This window comes from Thermoplasmata archaeon (assembly GCA_038729465.1).
Taxonomy (GTDB): Archaea; Thermoplasmatota; Thermoplasmata; order Thermoplasmatales; family ARK-15; genus JAVRLB01.
Window position 1 is genome coordinate 88064 of sequence record JAVYRZ010000003.1, and the last position, 22948, is coordinate 111011.

23 protein-coding genes and 1 tRNA gene are annotated in these 22948 nt (G+C 33.8%); 15 read left to right on the forward strand and 9 right to left on the reverse strand.

Features of this window, described 5'->3' with window-relative positions; translation table 11 throughout:
- Position 1: 1 nt before the first annotated feature.
- Genes QXQ25_01860 through QXQ25_01870 form a run of 3 tightly spaced genes read right to left on the reverse strand, consistent with a single transcriptional unit; the run spans position 2 to position 2418 of the window.
- Positions 2-826 carry a recombinase RecA gene (locus tag QXQ25_01860; GenBank protein ID MEM0160452.1) on the reverse strand — a complete coding sequence of 275 codons (825 nt, stop codon included), beginning with the start codon at positions 824-826 and terminating at the stop codon, positions 2-4.
- On the reverse strand, positions 810-1781 hold the full coding sequence (locus tag QXQ25_01865; protein MEM0160453.1) for an NAD-dependent epimerase/dehydratase family protein: 972 nt from the start codon (positions 1779-1781) through the stop codon (positions 810-812). Before QXQ25_01865 ends, QXQ25_01860 begins: the two co-directional genes overlap by 17 nt.
- Positions 1774-2418 (reverse strand): fibrillarin-like rRNA/tRNA 2'-O-methyltransferase, encoded by a 645-nt coding sequence (locus QXQ25_01870; protein MEM0160454.1) that lies wholly within the window; start codon positions 2416-2418, stop codon positions 1774-1776. Before QXQ25_01870 ends, QXQ25_01865 begins: the two co-directional genes overlap by 8 nt.
- A 262-nt stretch (positions 2419-2680) precedes the next feature.
- On the opposite strand from QXQ25_01870, the gene rimI reads away from it, so the two are divergent.
- Entirely contained in the window at positions 2681-3145 is a 465-nt protein-coding gene (rimI, locus tag QXQ25_01875) for a ribosomal protein S18-alanine N-acetyltransferase (protein ID MEM0160455.1), read from the forward strand.
- On the opposite strand, the gene QXQ25_01880 is transcribed toward rimI, so the two are convergent.
- From QXQ25_01880 to QXQ25_01890, 3 genes are all read right to left on the reverse strand, one after another.
- Entirely contained in the window at positions 3142-4335 is a 1194-nt protein-coding gene (locus QXQ25_01880) for a methionine adenosyltransferase (GenBank protein ID MEM0160456.1), read from the reverse strand. The two genes, rimI and QXQ25_01880, sit on opposite strands and share 4 nt — an antisense overlap.
- A 71-nt stretch (positions 4336-4406) precedes the next feature.
- Complete coding sequence (locus QXQ25_01885) at positions 4407-4673, reverse strand: winged helix-turn-helix domain-containing protein (protein ID MEM0160457.1); 267 nt, start codon at positions 4671-4673, stop codon at positions 4407-4409.
- Positions 4654-5214, reverse strand: coding sequence for a hypothetical protein (locus QXQ25_01890; protein MEM0160458.1), 561 nt, complete (start codon positions 5212-5214; stop codon positions 4654-4656). Before QXQ25_01890 ends, QXQ25_01885 begins: the two co-directional genes overlap by 20 nt.
- Positions 5215-5398: 184 nt before the next feature.
- Between QXQ25_01890 and QXQ25_01895 the strand changes: the two genes are divergently transcribed.
- The 10 genes from QXQ25_01895 to QXQ25_01940 all read left to right on the forward strand — a co-directional run bounded on the left by QXQ25_01895 (position 5399) and on the right by QXQ25_01940 (position 14461).
- Positions 5399-5473: transfer RNA gene (locus tag QXQ25_01895), tRNA-Arg, on the forward strand.
- A 557-nt stretch (positions 5474-6030) separates the two neighbouring features.
- Positions 6031-6261 (forward strand): ATPase, encoded by a 231-nt coding sequence (locus QXQ25_01900; GenBank protein ID MEM0160459.1) that lies wholly within the window; start codon positions 6031-6033, stop codon positions 6259-6261.
- An 11-nt stretch (positions 6262-6272) separates the two neighbouring features.
- The gene (locus QXQ25_01905; GenBank protein ID MEM0160460.1) at positions 6273-6833 is read left to right on the forward strand and encodes a hypothetical protein; all 561 of its coding nucleotides are present in this window, start codon (positions 6273-6275) and stop codon (positions 6831-6833) included.
- Positions 6834-7898: a V-type ATPase subunit gene (locus tag QXQ25_01910; GenBank protein ID MEM0160461.1), complete on the forward strand. Its 1065-nt coding sequence runs from the start codon at positions 6834-6836 to the stop codon at positions 7896-7898. It begins immediately after the preceding gene.
- Positions 7899-7904: 6 nt separating this feature from the next.
- Positions 7905-8231 carry a V-type ATP synthase subunit F gene (locus tag QXQ25_01915; GenBank protein MEM0160462.1) on the forward strand — a complete coding sequence of 109 codons (327 nt, stop codon included), beginning with the start codon at positions 7905-7907 and terminating at the stop codon, positions 8229-8231.
- A 6-nt stretch (positions 8232-8237) separates the two neighbouring features.
- Positions 8238-9989: a V-type ATP synthase subunit A gene (locus tag QXQ25_01920; protein MEM0160463.1), complete on the forward strand. Its 1752-nt coding sequence runs from the start codon at positions 8238-8240 to the stop codon at positions 9987-9989.
- A 3-nt stretch (positions 9990-9992) separates the two neighbouring features.
- Positions 9993-11375 carry a V-type ATP synthase subunit B gene (locus tag QXQ25_01925; protein MEM0160464.1) on the forward strand — a complete coding sequence of 461 codons (1383 nt, stop codon included), beginning with the start codon at positions 9993-9995 and terminating at the stop codon, positions 11373-11375.
- Complete coding sequence (locus QXQ25_01930; GenBank protein ID MEM0160465.1) at positions 11375-12022, forward strand: V-type ATP synthase subunit D; 648 nt, start codon at positions 11375-11377, stop codon at positions 12020-12022. Before QXQ25_01925 ends, QXQ25_01930 begins: the two co-directional genes overlap by 1 nt.
- A gap of 167 nt (positions 12023-12189) precedes the next feature.
- Positions 12190-12513, forward strand: coding sequence for a hypothetical protein (locus QXQ25_01935; GenBank protein MEM0160466.1), 324 nt, complete (start codon positions 12190-12192; stop codon positions 12511-12513).
- Between the two features lies 1 nt (position 12514).
- The gene (locus tag QXQ25_01940) at positions 12515-14461 is read left to right on the forward strand and encodes a V-type ATP synthase subunit I (protein MEM0160467.1); all 1947 of its coding nucleotides are present in this window, start codon (positions 12515-12517) and stop codon (positions 14459-14461) included.
- Positions 14462-14465: 4 nt separating this feature from the next.
- On the opposite strand, the gene cyaB is transcribed toward QXQ25_01940, so the two are convergent.
- Positions 14466-14990: a class IV adenylate cyclase gene (gene cyaB, locus QXQ25_01945; protein ID MEM0160468.1), complete on the reverse strand. Its 525-nt coding sequence runs from the start codon at positions 14988-14990 to the stop codon at positions 14466-14468.
- A gap of 203 nt (positions 14991-15193) precedes the next feature.
- Here cyaB and QXQ25_01950 point away from each other — a divergent pair, with 203 nt between their 5' ends.
- Positions 15194-15562: a BlaI/MecI/CopY family transcriptional regulator gene (locus QXQ25_01950; GenBank protein MEM0160469.1), complete on the forward strand. Its 369-nt coding sequence runs from the start codon at positions 15194-15196 to the stop codon at positions 15560-15562.
- 4 nt (positions 15563-15566) lie between these two features.
- Positions 15567-17069 (forward strand): radical SAM protein, encoded by a 1503-nt coding sequence (locus QXQ25_01955; protein ID MEM0160470.1) that lies wholly within the window; start codon positions 15567-15569, stop codon positions 17067-17069.
- A gap of 14 nt (positions 17070-17083) precedes the next feature.
- Here the strand turns inward: QXQ25_01955 and QXQ25_01960 are convergent, their stop codons facing one another.
- A complete protein-coding gene (locus tag QXQ25_01960; GenBank protein MEM0160471.1) occupies positions 17084-17941 on the reverse strand; it encodes a universal stress protein in 858 nt (285 codons plus the stop codon).
- 183 nt (positions 17942-18124) lie between these two features.
- Positions 18125-20926 (reverse strand): class I tRNA ligase family protein, encoded by a 2802-nt coding sequence (locus QXQ25_01965; GenBank protein MEM0160472.1) that lies wholly within the window; start codon positions 20924-20926, stop codon positions 18125-18127.
- A 57-nt stretch (positions 20927-20983) separates the two neighbouring features.
- On the opposite strand from QXQ25_01965, the gene asnS reads away from it, so the two are divergent.
- Complete coding sequence (asnS, locus tag QXQ25_01970) at positions 20984-22270, forward strand: asparagine--tRNA ligase (protein ID MEM0160473.1); 1287 nt, start codon at positions 20984-20986, stop codon at positions 22268-22270.
- Complete coding sequence (locus QXQ25_01975) at positions 22267-22545, forward strand: DUF5611 family protein (GenBank protein MEM0160474.1); 279 nt, start codon at positions 22267-22269, stop codon at positions 22543-22545. The genes asnS and QXQ25_01975 overlap by 4 nt, the downstream gene beginning before the upstream one ends.
- Positions 22546-22948 lie beyond the last annotated feature (403 nt).

Below are 22948 nucleotides of genomic sequence, written 5' to 3' on the forward strand. Positions count from 1 at the left end.
TTCACCTGATCCTTTCAGTATCTACTACTACAAACCCTCTTTTATTGTTTAGAGAAGTATCAAACCTTACAATCTTCTCTTCTTCCAAGTGAGATAACACCCCATTAAACTTTAAAACATACATGTATCTCGAGCGTATATAATATTTTTCATATCCTTGCCATCTAAATACTATTACACCATCAACAGTATCATATAATATTGCCTCTAAACGTTTATCTACTATTGACTCTGCTAGCATTAGATATGTTATTCCATTTCTCGATTTTGTAAATCTTTGCAGTCCCTTAATAATGTCTATAACAGCGCTCTGTTCTATGTAGGGGGATATTATAAGGTCAGTCAATGAGTCTATAATTACTATACTATCGTCTCCGTTTTCATTTATATAGTCTACAAATTCACTGAGCAGATCTTTATCTTCTTTAAAGATATTGCTTTTTTCTCCAATCCAGTTTTTAGGCACTTTACTCCTTTTAAAATATAATCTAGAAAAATCTTTGAAAATAAGTGTGTTCTTAAAATCAGATATAAAATCCTGATCAAAGATAAGATCTATATTTCTTTCAATCTCCTCTCTTGACCTTGAAAAGGAAATATAATGTGTTTTATTGGGAATATGTACGATATTTCCATACTTTTCGTAATCCCTTTTTTTATCGTCTCCCAGAGAGTCACTAAGCTTTATCGCCGAGGTTAAAGCAAATTCTAAAGCACCTGCACCAGGCTCTCCTGTCAAAATGATCAGAGAACCATTAGGTAACCCTCCCTTTACGATACTGTCAAAGTCTGGAACCTCTGTTGGAATTTTAACTTTTGGGTCCATTTTTTATCTCCCTCCATAAACTCTCTGCAGCTAGTTCTATTGATATCCTTGAATTATAATGTGGAACAAATCCATAACTTTTGATTTTACTTATATCTAGGATCATAACCTTAATGTCCCCGATCCATCCTCTTCCATCTTTACCACCTGTAAATTTAAAATCTACATTTTTTAAGTTCATTGTTTTTACAACAATACTTGCAATATCTTTTACATTGATATAATCTTCAGAACCTATATTAAATATCTCAACAAACTCTTTTTTGTGCTCGAACCCAAATATTATGGCGTCAATACATTCCTCTATATATAGGTATGATTTAGACTGAGAGCCATCTCCCAAAATCTCTAAACTATCTGGATTTAACAGAAGTTTGTGAATAAAATCATATATAACCCCATGTGTACCGTGCTCACCTACAATGTTGGCAAATCTGTAGATCACAGAGCTTAATCCATAATTCTGGGAATATGCAGTAATATATGCCTCTGCTGCCAGTTTTGACGCCCCGTACATAGATATCGGTATCAATGGTCCGTAATTTTCGGGTGTGGGCATTAATTTAGCCTCTCCATAAACCGTAGAGCTGGAAGTGAAAATAAGGTTATTTACGTCCTTGATTCTCATAGCTTCTAACAAATTTGAGGTGGTTATTACATTCTGTTTTAAGTGAATATCTGTATCTAAAGCTCCAATTCTAACATCCGGATTTGCAGCTAAATGAAATATTATGTCAATATTTTCAAGGGCAGGATTTACTTCTTCCTTTGCCAAAAGGTCCCCCTTGATAAACTTAAAGTTTTTTAAGTTCATATAATCTTTCAAAAGATCAATATTTCCACTGCTTAAATTATCAAATACTACTATGTTATTATCTTTTATTAATCTTGCTACTAAATTACTGCCTATAAAGCCTGCTCCACCAGTAATTAGTATATTTTTGTTCCTAATCATACTTGCTCACCAGTACATAGTGCTCTTTTTCATACGGTTCAATATTTATAGTTTCTTTCACATTCTTTAATTTCTTTCTTTCTATCTCAAGAACTTGCTTTGCAGATTTAGTCACATCTATTGCTTTTGTTTTAAGTGCCAAGATCCCGTAGCCTCCATGTGATAGAAACCTGACATTTTTATTAAATATCTCTGCCTGATTTTTCTGGGCTATATCTTGATATATTATATCTATATCTTTTATAAAAAATTCATATTTTTCAGGATGATTTGCATCTTCTAATATAGGATACACATTTTTTCTTTTTTCTGCAAGACTCAATAATGATTTAAAAGACCTCACAGATTTTTCAATAGCAAAAATATTTCCCTCAACACAGATGTCTGATAAGAAAGAAACAGTATTCCCAAATGAGGCACCGAGATATAAGATGTTTGAATTTTTCTTAAAAGGGAAAAGTCCTATATTTTTGTACAGAGCAGCGGATAATTTACTTTTATATGGGTCCCAGTACCTATATTCTTGATTATTTATCTTTAAAACTCTCTCTCCAAACAGAGATCCTTGTGAATAATTTAAAGTATATAAGTCTCTATTATGCTCAAAGACACCAAAATATCGTTTTGATAGGATCATAACAAAGATGATATATCATACACGTTTTTATAAATGTTTTGCTGTGGCTATGGCGGTAATATATAGTTGGATAAATAATATTTTTTCAATTTTTTATGTACAATACGTATTTTTGAACCGCATCTATTGTGTCAGTAATATACCTCGAAAAAGATTAAAAAATATGCACTATGCTAACACAGGATAAAAAATGATCCAACCGTCAATTTTCACCCAAGATACAATAATAAAATTTATATATGACTGCGAATAATGTCTTACCGTGGCTTTTGCAGTATCTGGGAATATAATAATCAGAAAGTTCAATATAGACTCACTTTCTAATATAATAAAAATAGCGGATATGAGTTTGGATGAAAAGTATTCCATAGATCTTTTTCTTGATATATATAGTGAATGGCCTGAGGGATTCTTAGTAGCAGAGATGAACAATAATATAGTAGGTTTTTTAGCCGGAGCTAGATTATCTGCAAAAGAAAGTAGAATATTGATGCTAGCTGTAAATCCAAATTATCAAGGATTAGGAATTGGATCCAAACTAGTTAATAACTTTGAAGCGCTTTCTATAGCTAATGGTATCAGAACTATAAGATTAGAAGTGCGCGTTTCAAATTATAAAGCAATCCAGTTTTATCAAAAAAGAAAATATGTAATTGCGAATATTATTCCGCATTACTATACTAACAACGAAAATGCATTTTTGATGTGGAAAATCCTTATTTTTTAAAACAATGGTATTTTTCCGCTCATTAGTTCCATTGTTAGATCACTAATATTTGCGAGATAACTGTCCGCAATACTTTCAAACTCTCTCTTGTATTTATTAATATTTACATTCGCATTAGGCACAACCTGTATGCTTGCAACCTGAGGCTCGTCAATTGGTTTTCCGATCTGTGATACGATTCTGACATTTACTTCTTTTAGATCGCCACCGGCAGTGTCGTAGATTTTGTCTGCAATTTTGAATGAGAGTATATTATAAAGCTTACCTACATGCGTTACCGGGTTCTTACCCGCAGAAGCCTCCATGCTCATCGGACGATAAGGTGTTATTAAACCATTTACTCTGTTTCCTCTACCCACTGAACCATCATCTCCATTTTCCATAGAGAGACCGGTCACGGTTATATAGTAGCTCGAGAATTTTTCTAGATCTGCAGTATTGACAAATATATTTACTTTTTTGTCCGTAAACTTTCTAGAGTAATCTAGCAGTTTTTCTTTCAGTTCCAGTTTTGAATTATTATATTCTTTCGGAGAAGCTACTCTCTTTCCAACATATGCTGCAGCAACAGTAAGATTTATTACATCCTTATTTCTCACGCCCATAACTTTTATATCATATCCTATTTCTGGCATGGTCTCTTTTAAGCTACCATTTATATATTTTTCAGTTTCTAATGTGAGCTTATCTGTCTCTGAGAGCGGTGCATAACCAACCCCGAAGGAAGTATCATTTGAAAGATTCTGTTGAGAATACAGAGAGGTTAGATCCACAGATCCTTGCCCAATTTTGCAGTCTATTATAACATCTTCGTCAGTGTCCAGATCTTTAAAATTATTTCTTAAATATTCTCTGGCAGCTTTTAGCGCTATAGTTCGGTATGGGATCCTATCATTATTCACCTTAGTAGTAGCACGTCCAACCAATAATATATAAATAGGTTCTAGCATATTTCCTCCTCCAAATTCTGGTTTACTCTGTCCACCCACAACCTGTGTTTCATCAGTATTGTGATGCAGAACCTTTCCATAGTTTTTATAATAATAGTTACTTAATGCTCTACTAACAGACTCAGATAGTGCATCGGCCACGCTATCAGGATGTCCTATTCCTTTGCGCTCTACCAACTCTACATCTCGCTCAATTACCGCTTTTTGATCATTTTCTTCTACAACTATATTTCTAGGCATTTTTATTTTCCTCCTAGTGAATAAAAAGATATATAATCCTTCAAGTTTTAAATTTTTCGGTGCAATCACAGCTAAAATCTAAGGCCATAAATATCAAGTAACTTCGTAAATTTCTTGGTTTCAGTGATAAAAGCTAGGCCTTCTCTGGTGATTTTGTAGCTGTTGGTCCCATCTATTTCTTCGATCAATTTTTTTTCTTTTAAAACTCCAATGTAAGTAACTAATCTAGTATATGGCACATTCACCTTTTTTAAAATATCTCCTATCGTTTCATCTCCTTCTTCCAGGCTGGTCAATATTTCAAGCATTATTCCCATTTCAGTCCTGTTTTTTCTCATTTGTTCCCCTTAAAAGTACAATGTAAAGTGGTACAAAAAACATTATTACTCCAGCACTTAAAAATAGCATTGATAATATTTGAATTACGCCATTATTTACAACAACATTAAACATGTTCAATCCCACAGAAATAATGAACAACAAAAACGAAGAAAATACTACAAGTGAATAAAGCTCCTTGGTTTTTTGTTTTAATATAATGATGCTGTTATAAACAAGGAAGTAAAGAGAAAGCACAAGTAAAAGATTATAAACGATCATCAATGGTAATGCAGCTAATATTATCTCTTTTCTGAAATACTGAATATAAATAATAAAAAATGCCAAGGTCTCAAAAATAGTTGAATAAACTAAAAAATCGAAATTGTAAAAATAGCTCATCATAGAAAATAAGAAGCTTAGGGAAAAAAAGAAGTAAGTCAATAACAATATATAAAATGATCTTTTTTTTAGTTTGTTAAACGCCACAGAAAGTAATATTGTTGAAAATACTGAAATCGCAAATCCGAATATGGATGCAAATAAAAGGATATAATTCATAAATACTAATTATTACTACTCTGTTTATAAATCTTATCATTTTCAATGAATTTATCTACCAACGCAAATATTCACCTTTTTATTCATCTTATCAAACAACCCTAATTTTAATTTTCATCTTTTTAAGTGGTCGTAAAAACGATTTTTTAAATATTATAATGCAATTTAACTTTTCAGAATAAAAGGGCGTGTGGCCTAGCATGGATAGGGCAACGGCCTCCTAAGCCGTAGATCAGGGGTCCAAATCCCCTCACGCTCGCTCTAAAATTAATAAAAAATATTTTTTATATAGTTTATTTTTTTTAAAATGCAGTGCCTTGATACAACATGATCTGAGAATTAACCTCTATTTCAAGCTCTCATGGTGCGGCATTGATCGATTATTCGTCATGTGTTTGCTGTTATCCGTATCTTTTTCTATGTTCTTTCATAGTAAAAGATCTCAGATTTTAATTCTTTTTCAGTATTGGAACCTTTAGACTCTGATATTATTAGGATAGTGTTTTAGGAGTCTCTGCTTGTTAATTTGCATAACCTTTATGTCTGTTATACCTTTTGATTAAACTAGAGTATAGATTCCGTTCATCTTTGAAAATTTTTAATTTACATATGAGATATATTTTTTTAAAAAATCGTTTAATATTACAATTTTTAGAAATAAAATGTTGATTAATATCTTTTTATAACTTTTATATATATTTTTTGCACGTTTTATTTATTAATTAGCTATAAAATAAAAATAACCATTTAAAATATATGCAGAAATAAGATAATATTTAAATATTGGTAATCATTTAACTAACTGGTGAATTTTATATGGTTGTAGATTATACATCTGCTTTACTGGCAATATCGGCTAGCATAGCCATTGCTGGTGGACTGATAGGTACTGGTCTTGCTCAACAAGGTATTGGTGCAGCAGGTATGGGTATAATTGCAGAGAAACCAGAAAAATTTGGACAGGTGCTATTTTTCTTTGTTATTCCTGAAACCCTCTGGATAATCGGATTTGTGCTCGGAATAATTTTGTTGTTGCATATCCTATAAGCGGGATAAGTATGTCTCTTGAAAATATAATACAGGAAATAGAAAATCGCAAAACTCTAGAGATCAATAAAATTATAGATGAGTACACTAAAAAGATTAATGATGTGAAGGTCCAGAAGGAGAAAAAAATAAATGAAATAAAAGACCTATATTCCAGGAAAAAGAATGAAGAAGCACTTTTAATAGAAAAAAGAGAGCTCGATGCTGCCGAATTTGAAGCGAAGAAGATTGTAAGAGATAAAGTTGCAGAACTTATAAATATCAATGTAGATAAAGGAGTTATTATCCTGGAGAATCTTAGAGATACAGCAGAATACAAGGAAATTTTAAACAAGATGATTCAGGTTTCTAAGAAGCTTTTAGGTTCTAATTGCACAGTTAAGGTAAATTCAGCAGACGCAAACTTGATTACTGATTCTTCAGTAACTATTGTAAAGGATAGCGTTGACAAGTATGGCGGGATCATTGCAGAATCAGAAGATAAAGAAGTGGATCTTACAATTTCTTCAATTATTAAAAATTTGAGAGAGCGCATAGCTATGGAATTATCTAATATTGTAGGTGAACATTAGATGGATTCTACGTACTCAGGTGCATATGGACGCGTAAAAGTTTATCAGACTGAGTTTTTATCATCTGATTTTATTAACCATCTTATAGAGCTCAACAGTTTGGAAGATATTATGCATGCACTTTCTTCGACGCCATATCAAGAAGATATTACATCTCTCATTTCTTTGTATAAAAATCCAGATCTGTTAGAGATGGTTCTTAATAGGCATCTCATAAAAAAAAATAAGATAGCAATGTTTGCCATGCCACCCTTGTCTAAAGACTTACTGAAGGTTTATTTTTCAAAATGGGATATTGAGAATATTAAATCAATTTTGTCTTCGAAGTTGCTTGGCTATAATTTAAAAGAGAATGAGTCTTTTTTAGTTAGCTTTAGGGATATTCCCATGGGAATATTTGGAGGAACTATTTCATACGAAGATTATAAAATACTTATGTCTCAGGATTCGATTGAAGATATTGCTAACTACTTATCCAAATTTGGATATGGTTCTCTTTTGATTCAGTATATTGATACATATAGAAAGACTGGAGACATCTCTAATATGTTATCTTCCTTGGACACATATTTCTACACTAAATTGATGGAGAGCTTAAAATATTATCGAGGCGATGAAGGGCCTTTAATCAGATACTTTAGGGAAGATATAGACAGCAAGAACTTGATGATGATTCTCAAATCTAAAGATCTCGGAGTAAAGTATGCGGATATTGCTAGCAATGTTATTCCCTACGGTAATTTATTGATTTCATACATGGAAGAACTATATAAAAGCGAGAACGTTGAAGAGATATGTAATAAACTAGAATCTAAAATTATATTTGACAAAGCATTAAAGACTTATCAGGAGACAGGTCAATTAAGTGGCTTTGAAATTGAATTAAAAGCTGGAATTTATAAGAGATATCTAGAGATATTATCTTCTCAATCATTATCTATTGGCTCTATTTTTGCATTTATATTAAGGTCAGAGATTGAAAGGCAGAATTTAAGAGCTATAGTTGTAGGAAAAAATTATCTATTAGAAAAAGAGAAAATAGCAGAACTTATAATAAAAGGGTGAATAAGAATGTCTAAAATCCAAGAAGACGGAAAGATCGCGGTAATAGGCGAGAGAGCTTTGGCATTGGGATTCCGATTAATAGGATTAGAGCATTCTTACATATATGATGGTGCAGAGGGGGTAAATAAGTTTTTAGAACTTTATAAATCAAATGAATATTCATTGATTATGCTATCAGAAAGTTTAAAACAGTATATGGATAAGAGGTTAATAGAGTCTATAGAGCTTTCTACTAAACCTCTTGTAGTCTTTATTCCACTATTAAAAACTGGTGAAGAAGAATCTGTAAGCAGTCTAGCAAAGAGGATATTAGGTGTAGATATAGGAAGGTGAATTATTATGGGTAAAATTGTAAGAGTTTCCGGGCCGGTGGTAATCGCTGATGACCTGGAAAAAGCGAAAATGTATGATGTAGTTAGAGTTGGATCGTTAGGATTAATTGGCGAGGTTATACGAATTTCGGGAGATAAAGTGACAATACAGGTGTATGAAGATACCAGTGGTATAAGACCGGGCGAGATTGCTGAAAATACCGGGAAACCGTTATCTGTACAGCTTGGTCCGGGGTTGTTAACCTCCATTTATGATGGAATACAGAGACCGCTGGATGTTATAAGGAAAGAAAGTGGAAACTTTATAATGAGAGGATTAACTGCTAATCCTTTAAACGAGGAAACATTATGGGAATTTGTACCGGTTGTAAAAAAAGGAGATAAAGTTGTAGAGGGTCAGATTATAGGCACTGTTCAAGAAACTAGCTTGATTATGCATAGGATAATGGTTCCATTCGGAATGAGTGGTGTTATTGATGAGATCAATGGTGGCAAATACAAGGTTTCAGATACTATTGGAGTATTGAAAACCAGTTCTGGTCCTGTCAATTTAAAACTTAAACAGGATTGGCCAGTGAGGATTGCAAGAAGAGTTTCTCAAAAACTTCCACCATCTATACCTTTGGTTACGGGGCAGCGTGTGATAGACACTTTTTTCCCGGTGGCAAAAGGAGGTACCGTAGCCGTGCCTGGTCCTTTTGGATCTGGAAAGACAGTAGTACAGCACCAGCTTTCTAAGTGGGCAGACAGCAATATAGTTGTATATGTGGGCTGTGGAGAGCGTGGTAATGAGATGACTGAAATCTTGACAACTTTTCCTGAACTGAAAGATCCTAAAAGCGGAAAACCTTTAATGGAGAGGACAGTATTGATTGCAAATACTTCTAATATGCCAGTCGCTGCAAGAGAAGCCAGTATTTATACGGGAATAACTATTGCAGAGTATTACAGGGATATGGGTTATGATGTTGCGATAATGGCTGATAGTACGTCCAGATGGGCAGAAGCATTACGTGAGATATCGGGCAGGCTAGAAGAGATGCCAGGAGAAGAGGGTTACCCAGCCTATCTTGGAAGAAAGGTATCTGAGTTTTATGAGAGATCTGGCAATGCGGAAGTGATCGCTCCCGATCACAGATTTGGATCTATAACAATAGTAGGTGCGGTATCTCCGCCAGGAGGAGATATTTCAGAACCGGTGTCTCAAAACACGCTTCGAGTAACGAGAGTGTTCTGGGCATTAGACGCATCTTTAGCTTCAAGAAGGCATTTTCCATCTATAAACTGGTTAAACAGTTACTCATTATATCATGATGTATTAGCAAAATGGTATAACAGCAACATTGCCTCAAACTGGAACGATCTTTATTCGGAAGCAATGAACATCTTACAGAAAGAGGCCGAATTGCAAGAGATAGTTCAGCTTGTTGGATACGATGCACTTCCTGATAAAGAAAAAGTGATATTGAATATTGCAAAGATGATAAGAGAGGATTTTCTACAGCAAAGTGCTTTTGACGATGTTGATACATACTGCTCGTTAAAGAAACAGTATCTAATGTTAAGCACTATATTAGATATGGGTAAATACCAGAATAGTGCTGTGGAGAAAGGTATAGAAATATCTAAGATTCAGGCAGTGCCGGTAAAAGAGAAGATCTCGAGAATGAAAGAAGTAAAAGAATCAGATATCGAAGCATATCAAAAATCATTGTCGCAAGAGATAAAATCTTCATTTGAAACTTTGATGGGGGTTTAAAAGATGGTAGATGTAAGTTATAAATCTATTTCGCAGATCAGCGGGCCACTGTTATTTGTTGAGAAAGTAGCAAATGCAGCATATAATGAGCTGGTAGAAATCACACTTGAAAGTGGAGAGACGAGAACAGGGCAGGTACTTGATACCAGTTCAGGGCTGGCAATTGTACAGGTATTTGGGCCTACATCAGGTATGAATCCAGGCAGCACAAAGGTTAAATTTTTAGGGCAAACAGCAAATGTTTCAGTTTCTGATGAGATGCTAGGAAGAATATTTAACGGGCTAGCTCAGCCTATAGATCACGGTCCTGCAATTTTAACAAAAGAGCGATTTGAAGTGGTTGGAAACGCAATCAATCCGTATGCTAGGGAAGAGCCATCTGAGTTCATAGAAACCGGAATATCTTCAATAGATGGCATGAACACACTTGTCAGGGGTCAGAAATTGCCAATCTTTTCTGGAAGTGGGCTACCGCACAATATGATAGCTGCGCAGATAGCCAGGCAAGCAAAGGTGCTTGGCAAAGAAGAGAGTTTTGCAGTAATATTCGGTGCTATGGGCATTACCAGTGAAGAAGCGAACTATTTTGTCAATGAGTTTAAGAATACAGGAGCTATTTCGAAGTCGGTCATGTTTTTAAATTTGTCATCGGATCCGTCAATGGAGAGAATCATTTTACCGAGAATGGCATTAACGACTGCAGAGTATCTTGCATATGAAAAAGATCTGCACATTTTAGTAATATTAACAGATATGACAAACTATTGTGAAGCATTGCGAGAGATCTCCTCTGCAAGAGAAGAGGTACCTGGCAGAAGAGGGTATCCAGGATATATGTACACGGACTTGAGCACTATCTATGAACGTGCAGGTAAGATTATTGGCAAGAAAGGATCTATTACACAGATCCCAATTTTGACAATGCCCAACGATGATATAACGCATCCTATTCCAGATCTAACAGGCTATATAACAGAAGGGCAGACAGTGCTTTCTAGAGATTTACAGAGGAAAGGAGTGTATCCACCAATAGACGTCTTACCGTCTTTATCAAGGCTCATGAATCAGGGTATAGGCAGCGGCAGGACTAGGGAAGATCACAGGGGTGTGGCAGATCAATTATATTCTGCATATGCAAACGGTAAGGATCTGAGATCGTTAAGTGCTATAGTAGGAGAAGCTGCATTGGGAGAGCAGGACAAATTATACCTGAAATTTGCGGACGAGTTTGAGAAAAGGTACATAAATCAGGGATTGTATGAAGACCGCACTATTGAAAATACATTATCGCTGGGCTGGGAACTGCTTTCAATGTTGCCAGAAGAAGAGATGAAAAGAGTTAAGAGAGATCATATTAAAAAATATGGAAAATGGAGCAAGGAATAATGGTAAATCTAGATATAAGGCCAACAAGAATCGAGCTCATTAAGACGACTAGAAGAATCAAATTTGCAAAGCGAGGCCTGGACTTATTAAAAATGAAAAGATCGTCATTGGTAATGGAGTTTTTCGCAATAAGCAGGACTGTAAAAGGTATGCGTGAGAATCTTCGAAATGATATTTTGGAGGCAATGGAAAGGCTCAAGATGGCAGAAATACTTCATGGAGCGATGGCCATAGAGCTTATTGCGTATATGACCTCAGAATCCAAAGTTTCGGTTAATTCTAAAAATGTGATGGGTGTGCGAATTCCTGAGCTGAAGATTAGCGACCAGAAAACAGTATTGTCCAACGTATACAGAGCTACATCTGTGCCGGTATCCATTAACGATGCCATAAATAAATTTGAGAAAGTGTACAATCAGCTACTGGACATAGCTGAAAAAGAGAATTCCATGCGCAAGTTATTGTACGAAATAGACAAAACCAAGCGCAGGGCCAACGCAATTGAAAACGTTTTGATTCCAAGCCTAGTAGATACTGCAAAATATATAAGAATGAGGCTTGATGAGATTGAGAGAGACACATTTATAACCTTAAAAACCATTAAAAAGAAGATGGTCGAAAAACAGAGCGTTGAGGCTGGTGATTAATATTTATAATTTCAAAGATAAATGGAGTTATAAAAGATATCTGAATATACCAATATCTAATGAGAATATGAAGAAATTCAGAAAGATCAGAATTATCACGATGATTTTTAATTTTACAGCAACGCTAATAATATTACTTATAATTCTGTTGGGGGTGTTATAAAATTATGGATGACTTAGAAGCTTTAAAAACTATTAAAGAAAAAGAGCTTACAATTGAAAAAGAGATCCGTGAATTTAAAATTGAACAAGAACAGAAATTTATCGATCTCAAAAAAGAGGTAGAGCTTGAGATCAAGAACATTGAAAAAAGTGAGATAGATGACTATACTACTCATATAAATAAAGTTAAAGCAGAGATTTCCAAGAGGGTAGAAGCAATAATAAATGAAGCTAAGAAGAGAGCAGCGTCTAAATCGATAGCCATTTCGGACAATGATCTGAAAAATCTTGTAACTAAGCTATTAAACGAGTATTTAGAAGTTGGTTAAAATGGTTTTAAAGCCAGAAATGATGGATAGGTTCAGGATCATAGGTTCTAACAGCAAGAAAGAGGAGATTATATCAGCCATACATGATGTGGGAATTATACAACTGGAACAGGTTGCAGTAGATGTAAATGCCATGTTAGAACCCGGGAAAATGGGGGAAAGCTACAAAATATTAAATGATTATCTACAGAAATTCAAGGGATTTGAGACTTTATTGCCTCCCAGACCCGTGTCAGAGCCAAAATTCTTTGAGTCAGTATCTCATCTATTAGATTCTGCATCTAAAGTGAATATAGAAACTGTGCTTAAAAAATTAAAGAATGACGAGGAAAAAGCTATAACAGAGATTAAAGATATAAAAAACAGGTTGTCTGCGGTAGATCTGCTTCAGAACATAGACTATGATCTATCTATATTTAATAATAGCTATCTTGTTTCATTTTTGATAGAGAAATTGAAGAAGGGTGATATTAAGAGCATAGTACAAAAAGAAGTTCCAGGATCTACAGTTATCGATGCAAAAAACGAGTATTATATAGTGTCAGTTCCGATAAATAACGAAAGTGAGCTCGCTAAAATTGCGAATAGTTACGACTTAAAATTAATCAATATCGCGGTGATGAGTGGCAAGCCGAAAGAGTATCGAAATATTTTATTAGAGAAGCAGGCTGAATATCAGAAAGAGCTTGATGAGATCAGAAAAAAGCTTAATGAGCTTTCAGATCAATATTATGCAACTGTAGTTCAGATAAGAGAGCAGCTTGACATAGAGGTCAAAAAATTGGAAGTATCTGAAAAGCTATCTTCTACCCAAGATATATTTGCACTTGAAGGCTGGATACCTGATCGATATTTTAAGATTGTTGCTGAGCTTGTAGAAAAAGTATCTGATAATATGGTCATCATTAATAAGGTAGAGACCAAAGACACACCTCCAACAATGTTATCAAATCCCAAAAGATTCAAGCTATTTGAGTTCTTTATAAAGTTTTATTCATTGCCGCAGGAATGGGAGTTTGATCCTACTTTGATATTTGCGCTGGTGTTTCCCGTATTCTTTGGATTAATGGTCGGAGATTGGGGGTACGGTGCTGTGATATTAGGCATTTCTTTATGGCTTGTGCACAGGCTAAATCATCCTGTTAAAAACAGCAAGATTCCCAAATTTATCAGCAGGTTTGTGCTTATGATCATGAGCAAGTACAGTCTCAGGATCCTAGCAAAGGCGCTGATTCCATCCTCGATCATTGCCATAATATTCGGATTGTTATTTAATGAATTTTTCGGATTTGCAGTGCTACCTTTCACAGTGTTCAAGTTAGTATCAAATTTGCCGAAATTGCTCTTAATATCCGGGTATATTGGTCTGGCCATGGTATCTTTCGGGTTGATTCTCGGGTTTATCAATGAGCTTTATATCAAACATCGTAAAGGTGCGATCGCAAAGATCGGATGGCTCATGCTGGGTTGGGGCATTGCTATAATAGGCTTGAACATGATACACAGAGTGTCTCTATCTCCAATGGTCAGCTTTACTTCGCTCATCGGGTTAGTGTTATTGATTGCAGGAATTGTGGCAGTACTGCTCATGGAAGGTGGGCAGGGAATGATGGAGATTCCGTCAATAATAAGTCATATTCTGTCATACACCAGAATTGTTGGAATATTGCTGTCTTCTGTAATACTGGCATATGTGATAGATCTTATATTTACACATGCAATTCACAAATCTCTACTCTTTGTAATAGTGGGATTGGTAATCTTGATCTTTGGACAGATGTTCAATCTTGTAATTGCAGTATTTGAACCTGGAATACAAGGAGCAAGGCTTATTTATGTAGAATTTTTCTCAAAATTCTACAAAGGAAACGGAAAGTACTTTAGGCCCTTTTCAACTCCACGAAATTATACAATCAAAAAATTTGAGCTGGAACCGGTCAAAAAATAGTTTTTTATTTTTTATTTTTTATTAATTCAAAATATGATCTTCTTTCAAATTTGCTTATTTTCAGCAGTGCTGCTATATCAAAAATCGATTTTTTGCATTGTTCAAAGTCCCCAAAACATTCTATTTCTAAAAACTCTCCAAGCTCATTGACAGAATCTAACATTATGCTGCAATCTCGAAAAGTGTAAGTTTTTCTGGTTTTCAATACCGTTCCCGCTTCTTTAAAGCCGAGATGCTCTAGCAATCTTTTGTATGATTCAGGGTTTTCAATCTTAATTTCAAGTTCGGTCCTAGATTTTGTATCATTATCTATCTTTGGACCCTTATAAGTAACAAAATATCGATTGCCAGAGATCCTGATTCTAAGAGCTTCATCTGTTTCCTGGAAGTCTCTGCAAGGATGCTGGTAATAATGATCTTCTTCAACTGTTTTTTCCTTGAATAAAGCTTTTAGTTCTATTAATTGATTTTCTACAGTCTTTATGTTTTCAATCTGTGCTTTGATTTCAATTTCAATGCTTTCATTCATCTTAAATTGTCATGCTTGAATAATATATTAAATTTTAGATGATCTTGAAATTAATGCATTTTTAAAAATTATAATAATTATTATCTTATTTAGAAAACTTAGCTACAAAAAGTTTAAATGTAAAATTATTATACAATCTTCCAATAAAATTTAGAAGTTGAATGACAATGAATAGTAAAATATCACGTTATCTCCAAGATTTAATGAATAATTATGGAATAAGAAAAAATGAGACTGTTTTGATTGAATATTTGAGTTTAACACCAAATCCGCTCACTGTAGAGAGCCTGGCAAAAAAGACGAGATACAGCAGATCTACTATATCTTTAATATTATATAGACTTTGTAAACAGAAGGTTGTTAATAGAAAAAAGATTGGAAAAAAATATATGTATACTCTAAACAATGATTTTCTTATAAATCTTGACGTTTATCTTAATAAACGTTTAAAGATCAAAACTATCAAGCTGAAAAAATCATTAGAATCAATACAGGATAATATACAGCACAAAAAAGAAAAATTGGTAAATGAACTAAATAAATTTGAAAATTATCTAAATGGATATAGGTGAAAAAATGGTGGATATCGTTATAACGGTCGATAGAACCATGATGAGCAATCATCACGGAAAAGAGTTCTTGGGGTTCGGTGCCACTGGGGTTCCTATTGTATTACCTGAATCGTTGTGGCTTAAAATTTTTGCCCCGAAGATGAAGACGGTAAATGGAAGACCTGTTCAAGCACCTTATGGTATAAGAAAAATAGAGGCTGCATTACTGGACGCTGGATATGACGTAGCAGTAATAGATCCTGATTATTTGGACACATATTTAAAAGATGCTAAGATCCTGATGCTGTCGCATCATGATTATTTTGGATTTGGACCTCCATCCAGCACTTTCGCTTCGATATTTAAGACCGAGCCTTTAAATGCCAGATCATTTGCAAGGATGATGGACTCTGAGCCTATAAGAGAAGCAAAAAAAAGAGGAATAAAAATCATAGCTGGTGGTCCTGCTGTATGGCAGTGGGATTACAGAGAAGATATGAGAGAGAAATGGGGCATAGATACGATCGTAGATGGCGAAGGTGAAAAAATCGTAGTGGATCTTGTAAAAAAAGTGTACAATAATGAACCATTGCCTAAGAAAGTAGTGATGCCATTGCAAGATGTTCCTGACATAAATGAAATTTCAGAGATAAAGCATGCAAGCGTGAATGGATTAATAGAGGTAATGCGAGGATGTCCGAGAGGGTGTAAGTTTTGTTCTGTTACTTTAAGAAGGCTTAGATACTATCCTTTTGACAAGATTGAAAGAGAAATGCTAGTAAATAAGAAAGAAGGTTTAAAGGGAGTAATATTACATTCTGACGATCTGATGCTTTATGGCGGTAATGGAGTGATTCCTAACGGAGACAAGCTTGTAGAGTTGCACCAGCTTGCAAAAAAGCATTTTAAGACACTTGCATGGAGCCATGCCAGCGTAGCGGGACTGTTAAAGGCAGAACAGGATTCAAAGGCAATAAGCAGAATCAGTGAGATATTTTTGCAGGATCAGGACTGGATAGGTGTAGAGATAGGTGTAGAAACCGGATCACCTAGACTTGCAAATATAATCATGCCTGCTAAGGCAAGCCCGTTCGATACTCAAAAATGGCCTGAAATAGTCAAAGAAGCTGCAGGATTGATGGCTGACGCACATATCATACCCGCAATGACCCTGATCACAGGATTGCCTGAAGAAACTGAAGATGATGTGAGAAAGACTATAGAGCTTGTTGAAGATCTCTGGGATTTTAAGGCATTGATTATGCCCATGTTTTTTGTGCCAATGGGTAAACTAAAAGAAAAAGACTGGTTTAAGGCAAATGAACTGTCAGATATACAGATCGAGCTTTTGAAAGTATGCATGTCGCATGGGCTGAGACAGTCTAAGAGAATATTGAGAGAGTATGTGAGAGATACTGGTGCACTGTACCCACTATATCCAGTATTAAGAGGTTTTATAGGCACTTTAGAGCTTTTGGCCAGAAAAAACAAGGCTATAGTAAGACCAGATCATCCAGAAGCAGAATAAAATATAAAAAATAGTTATTCGTTAACAAGTATTACTGGTATTTCAGAGAGTGATATTACAGTTTTTTCTACATTTCCAAGAGAGAAATCTTTGTGCAGGTACCTGAATTTATAGGATATTCCACGTCTTCCCCTAGAGGCAACCATTATATCACATTGTTTTGCCAGCTCTAATATATCTTTAACCACTGTGTTTTTTGATGATGCTGGCAAAAACTCAATATTAATTTCCTGATTTTTAGCATATTCTTTTATCGGGGTTAACATGCCCTCGTTATATTGGCCACCCACTTCCAATACCTTAACTGAAGCATTAAAATGTTTTGCGAAGCTCAATGCTAATAAGCTGGCTCTGAATGAGTACTTGCTGAACGTAGAAGGGTTTAAAACCGTTTTTACAGGTCTTAGCTTTGCATTTGGCGGGATCAGCAATACTGGTATTCTAGTTCTAACAATTACACCTCTTGCTGTAGACCCCAGATTTATCATCTCTGTGCCAACTTTAGAGGTGGTTGCAAGAACAATTAAATTAATATTTTTCTTTTTAGAATATTTCAAAATTGCATTTGTTGGATGTCCATACAGGATCTTACTATCTTCTACTTTCGCCTGTTTTTTTTCTAATTGAGCTTTTATTTCATTGATTGCATCCTGCTCTAGTTTTTCTAAAACATCTAAATGGTCACTAGAGTATGAAGTGTAAAGAAGCGTAGATTCACCAGTAATATCAACAACACCTAAAATAAAAAAATTTGCATCTGGAAACATAGAAACGATATAATCTATAGCACCCATAGTGATCGGGTTTTTATTTGTGGGAATTAATATATTTTGTATAATCCCTTTTTCAAAAATAGAGTTTATCACGGGCATCAATACTAAATAACATTGGCAATATTTAAATTTTTTCTATATTTTTTTACAGGCAATAACTTTTCAGGGAGAGACGCCGTTTTTTATGCAAATTTGTTATTTAAAACGCATAATACCAGCAACTTTAAAGTGTGTAAACAATTTGTTTTATATATCCGAAATCAGTCTAGAGCAGCGATAAAATCATGATAATCTTATTTTCTGCCAGTTTTGAGGGGCCAAGCATCTGGGACAATAATCTTCATTTAATTCTAGTTCAGCGCCACATAGCGAACATAGATATTTGTTGTTTTCTCTAATCACTTCAAATTTTTCCTTATTTTTTAGATATCCAATGATGTTACTTGCAATATTTTCATCTATTTGTAATGATTGCAGAGATTCTACAGTTTGGTGCATTAACTCATAGACACTGGTTATATTAGCATCAAATAATTTCAGTGCTAGATCTTTATTTATTGCCGGTATATGTTCAAAAGCTTTTAATACGTTTGACCGGAACAACGGTGTTATTCCAATATCTATATTGTATTCTATGATCTTCCATGAAACTATATATGATCCAGATACCTCTCTGTCAAAATTCAATTTTTTATACAGCAATTTACTTGAAAAATATTCTTTATTTGCATTTATCATATCTTTTACATCAGAAATATCGCTTATTGAAATGTCCACATAATCATCATAATCCATATTTATATCCTTTCTCATAATTTTTATACTTCTTATTATTTTATTGATAATATACAATTTCTTAGTTTGTTCATCTTGTAGGGTATATAGATACCCTTTTCCAAATGGAGTGTCAAATTCTTCGTAGCCATCAGGCACTTTCTGAACAAAATTAACCATATTTTTTGTAATGCTGATCGTCTGCCCTTCCACTCCAAGCTCATAACTGCCTCTATCTATTTCCTCTTTCACTTTTAGAGGATCTCGAGAGCTTAATAAATCCGAGATTTTACTTTGCCACTGTCTATATGTTTTCCCTATAGCTTCTCTATTTGCTTCAACTTTCAGGGCTATTTCCCGCCATTGAGGATAAGTGTTTATTCTAATGATATTTGTCATAATTGACAACTTTGAAATATTAGTATTTATAAATATAAGGTCTTCATCCTTTCCTACCAACACTAATCTTTTTAAAGGTTTTTTTAATGGTATATTGTACTTTTTTCTTATTCTCATAACACTATTAATAATATCTAAAAATTTTTGCATTTGAGTTTCTAGCTCTTCATCAATTTCAAACTCGCCCAAATTTAAATTTAATTTTTCAAAGCCATAGCTCAGTTTTAGTGTGTCTATAATTGAAGGTATAAATGGATATGAGAGAACAAATATACCATATATTAATTCTTTTGGTAAGGGCTGGAATCTGGTGAGCTTTATATATGTTTTTGAAAAATAAAAATCTACAAATTTTTTTAATGAATCAAAGGCTCTTTTATAATTTAACATATCCATATTTTTTACATATTCTTGCTTTGTTTTCTCAAGCTTAGATAAGATCCATCTATCTAAGTCATAGCTCTCTCTAACCCCATATATCTTCGAATAATTTACTATATCTTTTATCCGCTTTATAAATTTACGCGCGCTCTTAAAACTATCAGCACTAAGCTCTAATTTCTCATTTAGTAATACGCCTAATCTAAATGTTGGAGGATCGTATTGAGTCAGATAATCTTCAATTTTCTGATTTATAACCGGAACTATTTTTATTTTTGTAAAATATTGCGTTCTCAAATGCGAAAAAGCCATAAATAAAGATGCCCTTTTTTCAATTTCAGATTTATATAAAAAACCAATGTTTTTTGTACTACGTAATAGATAATATACACCAACTGTTAAAAAGTGAGGATCGTACCCGAAATTTAGAGTAAGTACACCTCCGCAACTGCATTTTTTTTCCTTTTCTCCTATCTCTACTTTACCACAATTATGGCACTTTAACAAAGGCATCTTCGGAACAGTTTTTAAATTGCTGGAGATTAATAGATTCGAAAAATTGAAGTTTTTGAGAATATTTGCGGGAATAGTAGTGAAATTAATCATGGTCGGCTTTAAATATACAGCATCTAATTCCTGCATTGAAACGGGCTCGTTGCAATATATACAATGTCTTGTTTTCAGCTTGACTTGCTCTGTATATATAACTTCAAACTCAGGGTTGTATTTTTGATAATCAATATTTTTCATTAATTCGTAATGTACGTTATTTTTTGAAGGAGCTAAAGGGCCAGAAGCCATCTTTTCAATGCTCAGTGTGGGGACATCTTTAAAATAGGAGAGAATAATCCTGCCAGAGCTCTTCGAAACATTTACTGCAAATATACCAATTTTGTTTTTTACATCATCTTCTATGCGTTCAGGTACTATCCATTTTTCAGTACCAAAAGCCATGATAGTAAATGTTTCGTGAGGATTTACATTTATTCCTCTAACGTTTCTTATAATTTCATCAATGTCTCTACAAATAAAATAAATATCTTTATCAATCTTTAATTTAATATATAATTTCTTTTTTATGCGATCTTGAATAGTAGTTTCTGCTTTAGTAAGTGTAGTATGACAGTTATCACACCATAAAACAGGTCTTTTGTCTAAATATATTGCATTTATGTTCCAAATTTTTAAAAATACCTCATTTAGAGCTTTTAAAGGCTGCTCTAACTCTGCTGAATAAACCTTGATCTTCGGAATGAATTCAGCCATGCTTTTTTCGATCTCTGATGGCTCAGTGACTTCTTTTTTTTGATACGTTTTCAAAAATATATCCATAGGTAAGATCAGGCTTCTGGGCGCTAAAGATAAAAATGCCAGATCGGTAGGAAAGGCTTCATAATTTTCACCCTTTTCGGTAGTAATAAGATACAATCTATATACGTCTGAATAAAGTGCACTAATTAAAGACTCATAATTTCTGTCAGTATCGTAAGGCAAAGTTAGGAAAATTTCGCCACTTATAGAAATACCCATTATTATAGTGATATAATTAAGAAAGTATAAATATTCTTCTACATTTTGGTGTTAACTATGGATATAAATAGTTGCTTAAATGATTTATATATAGATAAAAAAATAGAATTTAAAGGCTGGATTTACAGAACTAGAGAAAGTGGAAAAATACTATTTATTATAATACGCGATTCTAGCAATATAATACAATGCATAGTTTCCAAAGATAATGTATCAAATACTGATTTTGAAAATGCTAAAAAAGCAGGAATAGAATCTTCAGTAATAGTATCAGGAACACTCCGAAAAGATCAAAGAGCTGTTACGGGTTATGAACTGGATTGCGACAGTTTTAAGGTTGTTAACAGCGCTGAACCATTTCCTATCACTAAAGATAAAAGCGATGAATTTCTATCAGATAACAGGCATCTATGGCTCAGAAGCAGAGAAATGACCGCTATTTTGAAAATTCGCTCGACTATATTTTATTCACTGCACGAATTTTTTAAAAAAGAAGGATATTATGAAGTACAGGCTCCTATGTTTGTAAGCAGTGCAGTAGAAGGCGGATCCACACTTTTTGAAGTTCCTTATTTTGGAGCGAAAATGTACCTTACTCAAAGCTCTCAATTTTATCTTGAAACTTTTATTTACGCTCTTGAAAAAGTTTATACTGTCGCCCCTTCGTTCAGGGCTGAAAAATCAAGGACTAGAAGGCATCTTGCTGAGTTCTGGCACGCTGAGGCTGAGGTGGCTTGGGTATCTAATGAAGAGATGATGAACATTGAAGAAAAAATGATCGAATATATTATAAGTTCAGTGCTGAATGAGAGAATTGACGAACTAAAGTATCTTAAAAGAGACATATCTATATTACAAAATATAAAGATACCATTCAAGAGAATTGAATATAAAGATATAATTAATATTGGAAAAGATGTGGGTTTAGACATTGACTATGGTGCAGATCTGGGTGCTGATGAAGAATATGCAATAACTAAAAAATTTGAAGTACCGGTATTTGTTACAAACTATCCAATCGAATTAAAGCCTTTTTATCATAGGCCAGATCCTAATAATCCAAAAGTGGTGCTTAACCATGATCTGCTGGCACCTGAGGGATATGGCGAGATTATAGGGGGCGGTGAGAGAATTTATGAGCCGAAAGAGTTATTTGATAGAATTGAAAAAGAGCATCTTAATCCTAATGATTATAGCTGGTATATTGACCTGAGAAAATATGGATCTGTACCACACTCTGGATTTGGACTGGGACTTGATAGATTGGTAATGTGGATTGCAGGATTAGAACATATAAAGTTGGCAGTACCTTATCCAAGAACTATGCGGAGGACCTATCCATGAGATCATACAGTATAAAAAGATCTGTAAAACTTAATACTGAAAAGCTAGAGACAATATTAAAAACTATATTTGGAACATACAAAAAGGACAATGATAAATATATTGTGTCTTATAAAGCGTTGTCAAAGATAGAAATTATCTTGAAAGACAATAAACTGTTAATAGAAACAGAAAGCAATAACAATAAAGATGACTATGAAGAGACCATAAAAAAATATAATGAATTTTTAGAGCAAGCTACTGGATATACTGCAAAAGAAAGATCAAAAAAATAAATTAAAACACAAAAATAACAACCGGTTATAACGCCATTACATTCAGAGATTATCTTATGGAAATATCTCCAAAAAAAGATATAGATAATACTAGATAATGCAAAGTATCATTATGCAGCATTGCTAAACGAATTTTTTGAAAATAGTAATGTAATACTAGAATATCTACCATCATATTTTCCAGAGCTTAATGCGATAGAAAGAGTATGAAAAGTTATAAGAAAACTAGAACATCCATATTTTTCATCAATTTGTGATCTTGTATTAGAACTTAATGAACAATTCAGAAGTTTCAGCAATTCTAATAAAACTTTAAGAAAATTATGCGCAATTACTTAATGAGTTATGTATAGAATAATACACTGATTTATTTGAAACATCTTTGTTTTTAAAATACAAACAT

Coding starts and splice junctions, on each gene's coding strand:
- QXQ25_01860 (MEM0160452.1), bottom strand. CDS start 826: ATGGACCCAAAAGTTAAAATTCCAACAGAGGTTCCAGACTTTGACAGT.
- QXQ25_01865 (MEM0160453.1), bottom strand. CDS start 1,781: ATGATTAGGAACAAAAATATACTAATTACTGGTGGAGCAGGCTTTATA.
- QXQ25_01870 (MEM0160454.1), bottom strand. CDS start 2,418: ATGATCCTATCAAAACGATATTTTGGTGTCTTTGAGCATAATAGAGAC.
- QXQ25_01880 (MEM0160456.1), bottom strand. CDS start 4,335: ATGCCTAGAAATATAGTTGTAGAAGAAAATGATCAAAAAGCGGTAATT.
- QXQ25_01885 (MEM0160457.1), bottom strand. CDS start 4,673: ATGAGAAAAAACAGGACTGAAATGGGAATAATGCTTGAAATATTGACC.
- QXQ25_01890 (MEM0160458.1), bottom strand. CDS start 5,214: ATGAATTATATCCTTTTATTTGCATCCATATTCGGATTTGCGATTTCA.
- QXQ25_01900 (MEM0160459.1), top strand. CDS start 6,031: ATGGTTGTAGATTATACATCTGCTTTACTGGCAATATCGGCTAGCATA.
- QXQ25_01905 (MEM0160460.1), top strand. CDS start 6,273: ATGTCTCTTGAAAATATAATACAGGAAATAGAAAATCGCAAAACTCTA.
- QXQ25_01910 (MEM0160461.1), top strand. CDS start 6,834: ATGGATTCTACGTACTCAGGTGCATATGGACGCGTAAAAGTTTATCAG.
- QXQ25_01915 (MEM0160462.1), top strand. CDS start 7,905: ATGTCTAAAATCCAAGAAGACGGAAAGATCGCGGTAATAGGCGAGAGA.
- QXQ25_01920 (MEM0160463.1), top strand. CDS start 8,238: ATGGGTAAAATTGTAAGAGTTTCCGGGCCGGTGGTAATCGCTGATGAC.
- QXQ25_01925 (MEM0160464.1), top strand. CDS start 9,993: ATGGTAGATGTAAGTTATAAATCTATTTCGCAGATCAGCGGGCCACTG.
- QXQ25_01930 (MEM0160465.1), top strand. CDS start 11,375: ATGGTAAATCTAGATATAAGGCCAACAAGAATCGAGCTCATTAAGACG.
- QXQ25_01935 (MEM0160466.1), top strand. CDS start 12,190: ATGGATGACTTAGAAGCTTTAAAAACTATTAAAGAAAAAGAGCTTACA.
- QXQ25_01940 (MEM0160467.1), top strand. CDS start 12,515: ATGGTTTTAAAGCCAGAAATGATGGATAGGTTCAGGATCATAGGTTCT.
- cyaB (MEM0160468.1), bottom strand. CDS start 14,990: ATGAATGAAAGCATTGAAATTGAAATCAAAGCACAGATTGAAAACATA.
- QXQ25_01950 (MEM0160469.1), top strand. CDS start 15,194: ATGAATAATTATGGAATAAGAAAAAATGAGACTGTTTTGATTGAATAT.
- QXQ25_01955 (MEM0160470.1), top strand. CDS start 15,567: ATGGTGGATATCGTTATAACGGTCGATAGAACCATGATGAGCAATCAT.
- QXQ25_01960 (MEM0160471.1), bottom strand. CDS start 17,941: ATGCCCGTGATAAACTCTATTTTTGAAAAAGGGATTATACAAAATATA.
- QXQ25_01965 (MEM0160472.1), bottom strand. CDS start 20,926: ATGGGTATTTCTATAAGTGGCGAAATTTTCCTAACTTTGCCTTACGAT.
- asnS (MEM0160473.1), top strand. CDS start 20,984: ATGGATATAAATAGTTGCTTAAATGATTTATATATAGATAAAAAAATA.
- QXQ25_01975 (MEM0160474.1), top strand. CDS start 22,267: ATGAGATCATACAGTATAAAAAGATCTGTAAAACTTAATACTGAAAAG.